This window comes from Faecalibacter bovis, assembly GCF_017948305.1.
GTDB classification, from domain to species: domain Bacteria; phylum Bacteroidota; class Bacteroidia; order Flavobacteriales; family Weeksellaceae; genus Empedobacter; species Empedobacter bovis.
In genome coordinates this window covers 1,123,051-1,135,145 of sequence record NZ_CP072842.1, presented here as the reverse complement: position 1 = coordinate 1,135,145, position 12,095 = coordinate 1,123,051, and the positions used below count along the sequence as shown (strand labels likewise).

At 30.5% G+C, this 12,095-nt stretch carries 14 protein-coding genes; 7 read left to right on the top strand and 7 right to left on the bottom strand.

Annotated features, from left to right (window positions below; translation table 11 throughout):
* The first annotated feature begins 205 nt into the window (after positions 1 to 205).
* Positions 206 to 748 carry a GNAT family N-acetyltransferase gene (locus J9309_RS05425; protein ID WP_230477518.1) on the top strand — a complete coding sequence of 181 codons (543 nt, stop codon included), beginning with the start codon at positions 206 to 208 and terminating at the stop codon, positions 746 to 748.
* 40 nt (positions 749 to 788) lie between these two features.
* On the opposite strand, the gene J9309_RS05420 is transcribed toward J9309_RS05425, so the two are convergent.
* Entirely contained in the window at positions 789 to 1,865 is a 1,077-nt protein-coding gene (locus tag J9309_RS05420) for a baeRF3 domain-containing protein (protein ID WP_230477517.1), read from the bottom strand.
* A gap of 180 nt (positions 1,866 to 2,045) precedes the next feature.
* Here J9309_RS05420 and J9309_RS05415 point away from each other — a divergent pair, with 180 nt between their 5' ends.
* A complete protein-coding gene (locus J9309_RS05415; RefSeq protein WP_230477516.1) occupies positions 2,046 to 2,990 on the top strand; it encodes a hypothetical protein in 945 nt (314 codons plus the stop codon).
* Positions 2,991 to 3,027: 37 nt separating this feature from the next.
* Here J9309_RS05415 and J9309_RS05410 read toward each other — a convergent pair whose 3' ends face one another.
* The 4 genes from J9309_RS05410 to J9309_RS05395 form a co-directional block, all read right to left on the bottom strand.
* Positions 3,028 to 3,462 (bottom strand): cytochrome c oxidase assembly factor Coa1 family protein, encoded by a 435-nt coding sequence (locus tag J9309_RS05410; RefSeq protein WP_230477515.1) that lies wholly within the window; start codon positions 3,460 to 3,462, stop codon positions 3,028 to 3,030.
* A gap of 18 nt (positions 3,463 to 3,480) precedes the next feature.
* Positions 3,481 to 4,173, bottom strand: a complete 693-nt coding sequence (locus tag J9309_RS05405; protein ID WP_230477514.1) for a hypothetical protein — start codon at positions 4,171 to 4,173, stop codon at positions 3,481 to 3,483.
* A 498-nt stretch (positions 4,174 to 4,671) separates the two neighbouring features.
* Positions 4,672 to 5,298: a WG repeat-containing protein gene (locus tag J9309_RS05400; protein ID WP_230477513.1), complete on the bottom strand. Its 627-nt coding sequence runs from the start codon at positions 5,296 to 5,298 to the stop codon at positions 4,672 to 4,674.
* A 6-nt stretch (positions 5,299 to 5,304) separates the two neighbouring features.
* A complete protein-coding gene (locus J9309_RS05395) occupies positions 5,305 to 6,915 on the bottom strand; it encodes a T6SS effector amidase Tae4 family protein (RefSeq protein ID WP_230477512.1) in 1,611 nt (536 codons plus the stop codon).
* A gap of 539 nt (positions 6,916 to 7,454) precedes the next feature.
* Between J9309_RS05395 and J9309_RS05390 the strand changes: the two genes are divergently transcribed.
* The 4 genes from J9309_RS05390 (at position 7,455) to J9309_RS05375 (ending at position 9,324) form a co-directional block, all read left to right on the top strand.
* Positions 7,455 to 8,210 carry a hypothetical protein gene (locus J9309_RS05390; protein WP_230477511.1) on the top strand — a complete coding sequence of 252 codons (756 nt, stop codon included), beginning with the start codon at positions 7,455 to 7,457 and terminating at the stop codon, positions 8,208 to 8,210.
* Positions 8,210 to 8,611, top strand: a complete 402-nt coding sequence (locus tag J9309_RS05385) for a DUF5675 family protein (protein WP_230477510.1) — start codon at positions 8,210 to 8,212, stop codon at positions 8,609 to 8,611. Before J9309_RS05390 ends, J9309_RS05385 begins: the two co-directional genes overlap by 1 nt.
* A gap of 382 nt (positions 8,612 to 8,993) precedes the next feature.
* A complete protein-coding gene (locus tag J9309_RS05380) occupies positions 8,994 to 9,173 on the top strand; it encodes a hypothetical protein (RefSeq protein WP_228063639.1) in 180 nt (59 codons plus the stop codon).
* A 10-nt stretch (positions 9,174 to 9,183) separates the two neighbouring features.
* On the top strand, positions 9,184 to 9,324 hold the full coding sequence (locus J9309_RS05375) for a hypothetical protein (RefSeq protein WP_230477509.1): 141 nt from the start codon (positions 9,184 to 9,186) through the stop codon (positions 9,322 to 9,324).
* A 33-nt stretch (positions 9,325 to 9,357) separates the two neighbouring features.
* On the opposite strand, the gene J9309_RS05370 is transcribed toward J9309_RS05375, so the two are convergent.
* Positions 9,358 to 9,777, bottom strand: a complete 420-nt coding sequence (locus J9309_RS05370) for a DUF6943 family protein (RefSeq protein WP_230477508.1) — start codon at positions 9,775 to 9,777, stop codon at positions 9,358 to 9,360.
* 1,413 nt (positions 9,778 to 11,190) lie between these two features.
* On the opposite strand from J9309_RS05370, the gene J9309_RS05365 reads away from it, so the two are divergent.
* Entirely contained in the window at positions 11,191 to 11,397 is a 207-nt protein-coding gene (locus J9309_RS05365; RefSeq protein ID WP_230477507.1) for a hypothetical protein, read from the top strand.
* A gap of 157 nt (positions 11,398 to 11,554) precedes the next feature.
* On the opposite strand, the gene J9309_RS05360 is transcribed toward J9309_RS05365, so the two are convergent.
* Positions 11,555 to 12,085, bottom strand: a complete 531-nt coding sequence (locus tag J9309_RS05360; RefSeq protein ID WP_230477506.1) for an ImmA/IrrE family metallo-endopeptidase — start codon at positions 12,083 to 12,085, stop codon at positions 11,555 to 11,557.
* Positions 12,086 to 12,095: the final 10 nt, after the last annotated feature.

Here is a 12,095-nt window from a genome sequence, read left to right as displayed (position 1 = left end):
GGGGCTTTATTTTTTATGATTATTTGATTATATCAGCCATAAAAATTAATTGAAGATATGAATAAATACGTTGAAATTAATTCGATAATCTTAATCTAAACACCAAATGTAACTTATTGATTTTAATTATATTTAATACAACAATTAACGTTTAATTCATTTTTTTGGGCTAATTTTTGAAATGAAATATTTAAACCACATCACTATGAAATATTTGCCTTTTTTAGAAACTGAAAGATTGATCATCAGACCAATCACTTTGGAAGATACAATGGAATTTTTCGAGATGGATTCTCAACCAGAAGTACATACCTACTTAAGAGATAAACCTTTAAAAACCATTGATGAGGCGCTGAATTTATTAAATTCAATTCGGCTACAATATCGTAAACATGGAATAGGACGTGTTGCTGTTATTGAGAAAAGTACATTCCGCTTTATCGGTTGGACAGGATTTAAATTTATTGAAGAATCTTACAACAATCACTCAAAATATTTAGATTTTGGCTATCGTTTAAAAAAAGAAGCGTGGGACAAAGGTTATGCGACTGAGGCTGCAAAAGCATGTATGAATTATTATTATGAAACTTTAAAACATTTTAATCTACACGCTATGACGCATCAAATGAATGAAGCTTCTAAAAATGTATTACAAAAAGTTGGATTTGTAATTTCAGATGAATTTATACTTGAAGGTTCTGATACAAAATGCTTTTGGTATGATTTAAAAAAGGATTCAAGCTTTTAACTTGAATCCTTTTTTACTATTTATTTTGTTATATATCTGTTTAATAACGTGTTTTTAGAACCACATTTCCTAAATCTTTAATTTCATCTTGGCCCGTAAAAATTGCTTTTCCTTTCTTAGAAATTACTTCCCAAGCAATTGTACTTATAATATCATCTAAAACTCCTGGCGCCGTAGCATCATCTACAATTTCAAAAGTACGATCGTCTTTCATAAGAACTGGCTGTTGATAATCTTGATAAACAATTAGTAAATCGCCACGACCATCAATAGCTGCTTGATAAATCTCTTCTAAATCTGTTAATACTAAACCTTTTCCTACTGCTTCGTTCATTTCGTTAATAGATTTCGTTCTATTATCGTGCTGATATTTTTGGATAAATTCACCTGCAGCTTCCATAAAATCATGCTTTTGAGTTGGTGAATTAAAATCAGTTGAAATATTACCTAAGTAAATCGTAGGATGATCAGCTTCAGCGATAAATAAACCATAATTATCATCTGTTGAAACAACTAAACATTGTAAAGTTCCTTCTGGATTTGCGCGATGTACAGCTTTATCTACTTGATTATAAAATTCTCTAATCTTGTTCGTTTGATCATCTGAATCGCTAAACAAATGACTTAAATTGTAATTATTTTCTGTGAATGGAAAATCTTCATTTTCAATTTCTCTAACAATCGAATCGTTAATCGCAACATATAAATGAACTCCTTTTTTCGTTAAATAAAGTACCAAATATTCAGTCACACGATTCATTGCTTTAATTAAAGGTCTGATATGAAAAGTATCGTCAACCCAAACACCTTCATTAGTTACTGGAATATTTGTACGAATAAATTCGAAAGTGTCTTTGGATACATATATATGTAAACTTTCTATATTTTTATGAACTTCTAATTGATCTGGAAGAGCTTCCAATTTTTCTAAAACATCAGCGATTTCTCTTTTCGTATATTTTTCAAGCAATCTTTGTTCTGCTTCTTTTACAAGATTTTTTAACTTAATCAGATCTTGTTGATTATCTGGAATTGTACGATGGGTGTTAAATGCTATTGTAATACAAGGCGAATTTGTTTCGTTTGCAAGTTTTAATAATTGATCTTTTATACTCATAAATCTATGGGTTTATATGGTTATATATTATTAAGGTAGTTATTTAATACCACAATAAACATTAATAATCAACATTTTAACAAATATTTAAAGTTTAAATGAAGTTGTATGGTTATAAATGTTATAGAAATGATAAATTTGATTAAAAGGTTATACTACTTAAAATTAGCATATAAAAACATGAAAAAAATAATCTCTATAACACTAAGTTTAATCGGGCTACAAATAGGATTTTCTCAAGAAATTTCAATAAATGAATACCAACCTTTGGTAAAATCAACCGATTTTAATTTAAAAGGAAATGTTGAAAAAATAATTTCTACATCTTATGATGCAAATGGAAATACGACAACGATTCCTTTTCTTGATAACGAATATTACAATCAAATAAGTTTAAATTTTAATGAAAAAGGAAAGCTAATACAACGTGTAAATTCATTAGATTATAAAGGAAAAATAGGAACATATAGTTATGTAGATTATTCGTACGATTCGGCAAGTCGATTAACTGAACAAAAAACAACAGTTATTAACAATGGCGAAGATCCATTGCGCATAGCGTCATTAAAGAATTTTACATATAATACGGATGGAAAAATTTCTTCGCTACACGAAACTGTGAAGAGTAAAACCTCAACCTCTTTGTATCAAACGAATTTTGATTATACAAATCAGTTAAACGAAATTACAACCAAAATTGACAACTACGTTTCAAGTAAAAATAAATTTACTTATAATAAATTAGGCCAATTAATCAAAGAAGAAACTGTTTCTTTTGACGGCAGAAAAGGATTAACAAAATATTTTATTTACGACCAAAATACGCCTGTTTATTTGGAAGAAGTGGTTGATAATCGAAAACAAATTACATATTACGATTTGGATCATCAAACTTCTAAATTTCAAAAATATGATCACAATCAAAACCTGAAATTAGAATTGGTTTTCAACAATCAAAAAAATGTAACCTCAGCAAAGGTTCAGACATTTCAGAATGGAAAATCAATGTTGAAAACCTATGATATAAAGTATCAATTTGATACAACTGGAAATTGGACAACCTGCGAAATTTACAATAATCACAATTTAGTATATGTAATTAAAAGAACGATTACATATTATTAAAACAAAAAAGGTTGAACTAAGTTCAACCTTTTTTGTTTTAATATTGTTTTTGAATCTGAATTACTTCGCCTGTTTCATCAATCTGAACTGCAATTTTTTCATAATTCCATTTACCGAATTCTTTTTCAGCAATTATTATTGCTGTTCCTGTTCCTTTGGAACCTTTTACTGGTACAGAAATATTCATTTCTCCGGTGTTATTAGACGTAGAAATATTTCCGCTAAAAATTCCGTCAGTTTCTATATTCTCACCTAATTTTTCTTTCACATTTTGATCTTGATTAATAATACTAACTGCTTGTGTAGTTCCATCATTACTACTCATCATCTTAGATACACCAAAAAACAACCCGCCAAATAATAAGACGAAAAATAAACCAATTGTAGATAAACATCCTAAAGGTACGGCCCACTTCCAGTTTCTATTAAACCAGCTTTTTGGTTTTACTAATTCATTATCAAAATCTGTCATAAGTTTAGGAATTGTGTGTTAATTTTCTTGTGCTAAACGAGCCATTGCTTTCTCGTGTGCACTTTGTACATCAGCTTTAATTTTTTTGTCTTGTGATGACTTTCTAATCCTTTCTGCATGGTAAGCTAAATCATCCAACGACATTTTATAACTAATATAAAAACCTCTGTTGTAACGAGAATATGATGCTAATCCCCAATCGGAAATTAATTTATTTTTAATTTTTTTTGTTTGGTATTCGTTGTAATAACGTTTAACTTTTTCCGACAAAAGTTCTTTGTCTATCGACTTTACATTTCCATCGATACGACTAAACCAATATTTATTATCTAGTTTAATGTACGATTTAGAACCTAAAATACTTTTAAATGCTAAATCGCCTAAAAGTAACATACGTTCAAATTCAGTCTTTTCATTATTAAAATAATCCCAGTACATCTCAGAACTCATACCAACCATTGGGCTTTTTTCTATAGTTGCATCATACAAATTCTTTCCATTCTGATAAGCTGCTGCGATATTTTTAAACTCGATTCCAAAATCACTACATGCCTGTTGGTAACCTGTAAATGATCCAGAATATTTCTCAAAATTATCAAAGAAAACACGGTATATACAGTAGTGCGAAATGTCTATTAAAACTTTTTTAGGGTCATCTAAAAAACCTTTCACTAGTTGTATAGGAAAATTGTAGTATTCGTACGAACTCATTTTGTATCAATTATGCGTATTGGTAATGTTAATTCATCGACTAAGATAAGATAGTTTTGAGGAATGAAAAAAATATGATGTGAATAAGTCATATTTAAACAGTAAGAAAATATAAGAAATAAATCATGGAATGATGGTAGACCAAATAAGATTTCATCTAAATTTAAAAATCCCTTATCTCTTTCGAAATAAGGGATTATCTTATAAGTTGTGGAGCTGGCGGGATTCGAACCTACGCCAGAAATCCTTTATTTCAGAGGGATTGAATATCTATTTTATCAAATGGTCTCGATTTGGTCTCTACCATTCTTTAAAGAACTCTTGTATTCTTTTGCAAAGATACAAACTAACCATCTGATAATAAAACACCTAACTAAATATTAGTTAGGATTTACAATATTATTTTACATAATCTCTGTTATATCTGTTTTTATCGATTTATTCAATTGGCATACCTAAATTTTTCGTAATAGATATTGTTATTTATTTATTAAAAGTTTAAATTCTATTCAATCCGGGTAGAAAAACTTCGTGTTTATTTCCTTTCTTTTTCAGAATAAATCTTTCTTTTCCAACCACAATTTCATCGTATTTTATTTTTTTAATAAAATTATTCTGATAATCTACAATTCCAAACTTGTCATTTAACTTAACGATAAAATAATCCCATCGGTTAGAACTTATGATTTCATCGTAGACAGGACTAATCATAAGATTATTATAAGAATCAATAAGTCCTATTTTTCCTTTAAATGAGAAAATTTGGAAAAATTTCTCATTTGATGCATAGTGTTTAGTAGTAGTAATAAAATTTATATTTTCATCTAAATATATTACACTATTTGGAGAGGTATAATCAATAATCTGAGATTTACCAAGTCGTTTAGCGAAAATTTTATGATAATTACTATCTATTGTATAAAATTTATATTCCAATGGCAAAACAATTTTTCCTAAACTATCTGCAATTCCAAAATTTTCGTTATCGTTACTTATAACATAAAATCCATCATCTAAGGAGCGTGCAATTGCAAATACAGATGATAGCGAATCTTGAACATTTTGTTGCTGAGAAAAAGTATATTCACTAGAAATAAACAAAAAAATAAACAAAAAATATTTCATAATAAATTAATCTAAAATCCAAATATCTATATATTCTATTGGGGCTGGTGGATTATCATTAAAATGACAACCATATGTGCATAAACGATTTTGAATTAAATCTGCGTGTCCAGATGCCCACTCTGCATTATAAGAAACTAAAGAATAAATTCCTTTAATATTATTACTTATTAAATTAGGGAAATTTTCTCCATTTCTACCGCCATCTGAGCCTTTTATGTACAGATGTTTAGGATTAATAGGGTTTATACCAAAGGTTTTCCTCATCCACGCATTTAAAGCTTTCGCATTTAAAAAATAATATTTGCCGTCACCCCCCCGAACAGTTCCCAAAGCTGTACCTGTTGTAGGTATATTTGGAATGGTTACTCCCGAATAGTTAAGAGCATATGAAAGAGTAACAGCACAAAAACCTCTGACTAATTGAGGGTAATCAATAAAAGCTTGTTTAACAGGACCTCCAATTTCATTAACTAATAACATACGGTCATCAGGATTACTATATTTTCTGTAAGCACTATTAAAATTGTTCCATGTTGGTAAGTTTTGACGCTGAAATGTTAGATTTGGATTTTCCCAATAACTTGCATCATAAGTGTAATCTTTTTCTTCTCTTGTTTTAAAAAACCAATTTTCTAAATAACTCCAACTAATATTAGGGTTTTGATTAAAGAAATCTATACCCAAGGCAAATAAAATATCTAAATCCTGCGGATTTTTTATAAAATAATCACTAGCACTATGATTATTATTTAGGATCGAGTTTATTTTATTAATTATAGCATCATCATCACACTGCATCCCTTGACAAGAAGGAGGTAAAGTAATCCCTGTATTTATACCATCATTAGCTCCTCCATTTCCGTTATTACCTCCAGAGCCAGAAGGTCCTGTTTCTGTCCCACCTGAACCACTACCTGGTCCACTCGGATTATAACCGCCTCCGCCACCAGAACTACCACAAGATAAATATACCTCGTAAGTAGAATAGGGACCATAGCCTTTATGATCACATTTTCCTGATTCCCCTGCACCAAAATGTTCATTACTATAACATGAATGTTCAGTTTCTATTACTTCATAAGAACATCCTCCGCCAGATGATTTGCTAAGAGGTATTGAAGATTTACTAAAATGGCTAATATCAATATCTAAAGGTGTTGAATTTAAAACTTGAAAATTTTTATTTTCTACATTGTATCCTTGAGGAAAGAAATAAGTAACTATTGCAGCTTCAAATTTATCAGAGTTCTTCTTTTTAGAAATAACAAGATTTTCTACAAAATTTAGATTTCGCTTATATTCTTTTTCTACAAAAAAAGTGTAAGATTCTCTTTCTCCGTCTAAAGTTTTTATATACGTAATGTTTTCTTTATGGATAATAAAATCATATTGATTGGATGATTGAGTGTTTTTATTGGATTTTTGTATGTTGCTCAATTCGTTAATAATAAAATTAACATCTTCATTTTTTTCTAAAAAAGAATTATTTTTATGAAGCATTAAGTTTTCCTCTTTAGAAGATTCAAATGTCGATGTTTCATCATCATTACTACAACTGCTTATAAATAGCAAACAAAAAAATGTTAGAATGTAGTTAATAGTGTTTTTATTCATTTTTATATTGTTAATAGTACACGAATATATATTAATAGCATTTAAGATTAAAATAATATATGTCACTAAATATATTATTGTAGTTTGATTACCAATTTATTCTGATATTATAAAACTTATTAAATTTATATATAGCACATTAGTGTATTTAAGAACTTTAAAAGGAATTTTAAGAAATCCCTAAAAAATCCTTTAGCTCCTTCCAGGTTACGACTTGATGAGGTTGTTTATTATAATGTGCTTTGATTTTGTTATAGATGCGAAGTGATTGTCTATAACTTTTGCCTGTTATGATTTGGATATCCTTTGGGTAAACGCAAATCCGTTGTAGCTTCTTGTTTTGCATAATTATACATTTTCATACACTATCCATACTTCATCTATGCTGTATCTATACTTCATCTATAGGTCATTTATGGACATTAAATGATATAAACGCCATTCGGTATTTGCTGGTTTTAATAAAGTTACGGTTTTTTCTATACTTGTATTATATACCGGTAGAATATAGAATGTTGAATGATTAAAATGTTGAAGAAATGGCAAGACAAAAGGGCATTATTAAGCTATTAGGTACTGTTGGAGACATTACCTTTTACAAAGCAAAGGAAGGTTTTTTAGCACGCGAGAAAGGTGGCGTGGATAAAAGCCGAATAATGAATGATCCTAACTTTCAGCGTACACGTGAAAATGGAGCTGAGTTTGGACGTGCAGGTGCATCTGGAAAGATGTTGAGAACTTCGATTCGAGGAATTTTATTAAACTCTGCTGATTCGAGAATGGTTGGACGTTTGACACGTGAAATGGTGAAGGTGATTCAGACTGATATGATTAGTGAACGTGGGGATAGAAATGTAATTAACGGTGATTTATCACTGTTAAAGGGATTTGATTTCAATATCAATGGTAAGTTATCTACAACAATTTATGCACCTTATACGACGACTTTAGATCGTGCAGATGGTGATGTGATTGTGGATATTCCGGCATTCGTTCCGATTAATATGATTAATGCGCCATCGGGAACTACACACTTTAAAATTGAAGCTGCAGCATCAGATGTCAATTTTATTGATGGTTCTTTCAATGTATCTACAGCGGATACTGGTATTTTACCGTATGATTCTGTAGAAACTTCGGCAATTAGTTTGGCGACAACTTTACCTGCAAATAGTACAGAACCTATTTTTTTTGTTTTGGGTGTGGAATTCTATCAAGAAATTAATGGTGAAAAGTATGTACTGAAAAATGGTGCGTACAATGCGTTGCAATTGATTGAGGTAGATCAAGTCTAATGAAGTTAGAACTGATCCGTTCATATTTCCCTAATGGAACAAATGGCATTTTGCAAAATGCAAAAGGTATTATTTGTTATACGATTGAGTTGCCTTGGTTGAACAATGAAGTGAGAAAATCGTGTATTCCGGAAGGGAAATATGTTTTAGCAAAGCGATACAGCCAAAAATTTGGATGGCATATATGGTTAAAGGATGTTCAAAACAGGACTTATATTTTGATGCATCCTGCAAATAATGCGAAAAAAGAATTGTTAGGTTGTATTGCTCCGGTGACTTCCTTGGGTGGAGCTGGAATAGGATGGGAAAGCAAAAAAGCTTTTAATAAAGTGAAGGATTTGGTATATCAAGCGATTGATAAAGGGCAAAAGGTTGAATTGGTGATTAGGAGTGAGATGTAAGGCTTAAGATATAAGACTTAAGACATAAGGATATTTCACTTGATGTGATTCTGAAATGAATTCAGAATGACTAATTCAGTTCCTTTCTTGTTAGAAATTAATTCTCTCAAGACTTCACTTCTATATGTTCATTTTTGTCTTGACACAAAAACGAACCAAAAAAGTCAAGGCTTTAAATCGTTTACGCTAAAAATCCTTTTCACTTCGGGAATGAATTAAATCGCTCCCTCTGGTCGGTAATTCATTCTTGTCCTTCATGAAAATGATTTTCTTCACGCGAACGATTTAGATGCCATTTTAAAAAATTGTGTAATTAAAACGGATGATTTAACGGATGAAAATAGTTGATCGAATTCAATCCCCGACGCCTAAGTTGTTTCAATTGCTCCGAAATATTGGTTTGGTATTAGCTGCAATTGGTGGAGTGCTTTTAGCCTCTCCGGTAGATTTACCAAGTTGGTTAAATGATCTTGGCGGATACTTAACTGTTGCAGGTGGAGTACTAAGTTCTGTCAGCCAATTGACCGTTGTAGATGGTGTCAATACACATGATTCAGGATAGTCAATTGAAAATGGGTACACTTTGGGGTACACTATTTAGTATTGTGGGGAACTTAGGCATAAATGATTTAGTACAAACTGCGGTTTTAGCTGGTGTAGGTGCATTTGTGAGTTTCGTAGTTTCGTATATTCTTAAAAAATTAGAAAAATAAATAAAAGGCTCTTCGTTGGAAGGGCCTTTTCTGTTACTTGATGTTTCGCATAATATACACCTGTTTCAATTCTCGAATGAGTTGCAATTGCTTAGCGATTGAAGTTTCGTATTTCTCCAATTCTAGATAACGCTGAAAATCATTATTAAATCTTTTGTAATTACTAAACGCTTTATGAGCCTTTTCAGTAACTACTTTTTTAAAATCATTGATTCGTATAAACGGAATGACTGATCCACATAAATAATTATCGAATGAATTGGTCTTCCAGGCTGCATAAAGAATTGCTTTGTACGTTTCTTTTTGTTTCCAATTGGTACAACGAATGACAAAACAGTTAGGGCAAGATTCTTCCAGTGGCTTTCCCACGTTTAGACCTTTGGATAAAGCAAATAGATCATTTGACTGAATCTCTACTTTGGCTGAATAATGTTTAATTTCTGGTAAGTTCATAGCTTGGCATTTAAAAATTTATGCTCGCCATGCTTCGCAGGATATTCTTTAAAAGAAAAAAGGAAAAAAAAGAAAGCTCTTCGATATAGCAGGAGCATTTTTTAAGGCAAGGTTTTACATCCAAATACAACCTGTATAGGTGGAGATTTTGATGTAAATCTACAAGGCTTGACCTTGACTAAAAATGAAACTGATAGACCTTTGCGGTTCTTTTTGTTGGATTTTTTTGCTTTACATTATTGACTTTTAGTTGATTACTTTTTAAATTAGTGTAACAATTATATTCATTCAATAAAATTTGGTAACTTCATTTGAATTAAAAAAACCCTTGTTCTTTTCATTGAATGAGGGTATTTTATTGTTTATTCGATTCTATTCAAAATTGGCGGTTTAAGGTTGTTTTCATGGGAATCAGGCTTTTAAAAACGGGGCAATACGCGCAGGAGACTTACAGCAGACCACTTTCAAAAAGGGTGGCGAGGATAAAGTAGGGCTACGATGTTGTTGTGAGTTTGGAGTGATGAGTATGCATTGGCTTTGTATAAAATGAATAGCAGTTGTGTAGGCCTACTCCTCGCCATTTTGAGCACTGGCAAAATGCAAGGAATAGTAGCACATCGGTTGGTAACTTATTTAACACCAACTGTGTGCTACCCTTGCATTTTTGTCTGTGCCAAATGTCCCACTTAATACTTCTGCTGTAAGTCTCCTGCATCCATTGATGGGGTGGCGGGGAAATGAGGAAATCTTATCGCTAAACAAGCATTTTTTGCACCTAACGAAAGCCCTTATCAGCATTGGTTGCTTTTGTTTTTCTGCTTTGTGAAAAACAGTACAGAGCAACGAATGCAAGGGCTGATTTTGCCCAATGGTGTGCAACTTTTGGTTTGAATAGTAATTTTCTAATCAAGTTTAAAATGGATAGGTTTTATATTTCTTACTCAAAACCTAGCCATTTTTATAGGTTAGAATGATTGTTACTGAATGAAATTGAAGTTGCACATTATTGGAGTAAATCGTTGGTGCAATAAAATGATTGTAGCGATAATTTAAAACTTCAACAATCTTCAAAAAGCCATCATCAAGGACTTTCGGAAAATGGAAGGAATCAGACCATCGGAAAGCGCCGGAACTTCAATCCAATAGCGTCTAACATGCGCTGTATATACGCAGTACCTTTTTTTCCTATGATCAAAAAAATTACTTCAGCCCGAAAAGGTATTGCGTATATACATGTTATACGCTGTTGGATGGGTTTTACTTCCGAAACGTTTGAGCGCTACTGAATTGTTGTTTGTTGGGTTCTGGATGGATTTTGGAGAGGGTTGACAATTAAATAATTATTAATCAACTATAAATAATTCATATTTAACTTAATCATATGATTTTCTTTAAATTAATAATAAAAAAAACATGAAATATCTATGTTTACTATTATTAGGAATTTTATTCATCAATTGTAAACAAAAGATGAATAAGGATGAACATTTACAAGCGATTTTAATCTATAAAGTTGAAGAATTGAATCATGTCAACGATTCTTTACAACGTGAATTGAAATATTTACAAGATAATTTAGAAGTGTGTAAGAGTAGCTATTTAGAGGAACTAAAAATGTAAAATTTAGAAATTTGGATTTTTTTAAGATCAAAAAAAAAATAACGACTTGCGTATTAGATAAATAAAATAAAAATCAAAAAAATAAGGCCTAAATTGGCCTTACTAAAAAATTATATTTTAAATTTTAAATTAATTTTAAATTAATTTTAAATTAATTTTAAATTAATTTTAAATTAATTAATCTATACATCATAGCAGAACTACTTACATTAAATTTTTTGGCTAATTCAGCTACTGCATCGTCTTCAAACCAATCGTTTTCTAAATTTGCAATCTCTTTTTTTACTAAATGTTCTGGCATAAGTATATTAGCTGCAAAATAATTAGCTTCTTTCTCGATTTTCTCTTCTTTTGATGTGTAACCATCGGCTTTTTTTCTAAAGAAAATATTATCAACGAAAGTGTTAGACATATCATTATTATGAAGAACAAAATGTCCTAATTCATGAGCAATCGTAAAATTTTTACGTTGATCAGTACCTTGTTTATTAATACCAATCGTAAATTTATCTTTAGATTTATCAATGATTAACACTCCTGAAATATCATCTTCAAACGCATATTCTTTCTTTTGGATATTAAAATGGCTAATGATATCATCAATAATAACAGGAGCTTCATTAAAAAACTGTTCATTATTAATAATGAACTGTTTTGTTGCATTACTTACTTCCTTACTAATTGCCATAAAATGATAT

Coding starts and splice junctions, on each gene's coding strand:
- J9309_RS05425 (WP_230477518.1), top strand. CDS start 206: ATGAAATATTTGCCTTTTTTAGAAACTGAAAGATTGATCATCAGACCA.
- J9309_RS05420 (WP_230477517.1), bottom strand. CDS start 1,865: ATGAGTATAAAAGATCAATTATTAAAACTTGCAAACGAAACAAATTCG.
- J9309_RS05415 (WP_230477516.1), top strand. CDS start 2,046: ATGAAAAAAATAATCTCTATAACACTAAGTTTAATCGGGCTACAAATA.
- J9309_RS05410 (WP_230477515.1), bottom strand. CDS start 3,462: ATGACAGATTTTGATAATGAATTAGTAAAACCAAAAAGCTGGTTTAAT.
- J9309_RS05405 (WP_230477514.1), bottom strand. CDS start 4,173: ATGAGTTCGTACGAATACTACAATTTTCCTATACAACTAGTGAAAGGT.
- J9309_RS05400 (WP_230477513.1), bottom strand. CDS start 5,298: ATGAAATATTTTTTGTTTATTTTTTTGTTTATTTCTAGTGAATATACT.
- J9309_RS05395 (WP_230477512.1), bottom strand. CDS start 6,915: ATGAATAAAAACACTATTAACTACATTCTAACATTTTTTTGTTTGCTA.
- J9309_RS05390 (WP_230477511.1), top strand. CDS start 7,455: ATGGCAAGACAAAAGGGCATTATTAAGCTATTAGGTACTGTTGGAGAC.
- J9309_RS05385 (WP_230477510.1), top strand. CDS start 8,210: ATGAAGTTAGAACTGATCCGTTCATATTTCCCTAATGGAACAAATGGC.
- J9309_RS05375 (WP_230477509.1), top strand. CDS start 9,184: ATGGGTACACTTTGGGGTACACTATTTAGTATTGTGGGGAACTTAGGC.
- J9309_RS05370 (WP_230477508.1), bottom strand. CDS start 9,777: ATGAACTTACCAGAAATTAAACATTATTCAGCCAAAGTAGAGATTCAG.
- J9309_RS05365 (WP_230477507.1), top strand. CDS start 11,191: ATGAAATATCTATGTTTACTATTATTAGGAATTTTATTCATCAATTGT.
- J9309_RS05360 (WP_230477506.1), bottom strand. CDS start 12,085: ATGGCAATTAGTAAGGAAGTAAGTAATGCAACAAAACAGTTCATTATT.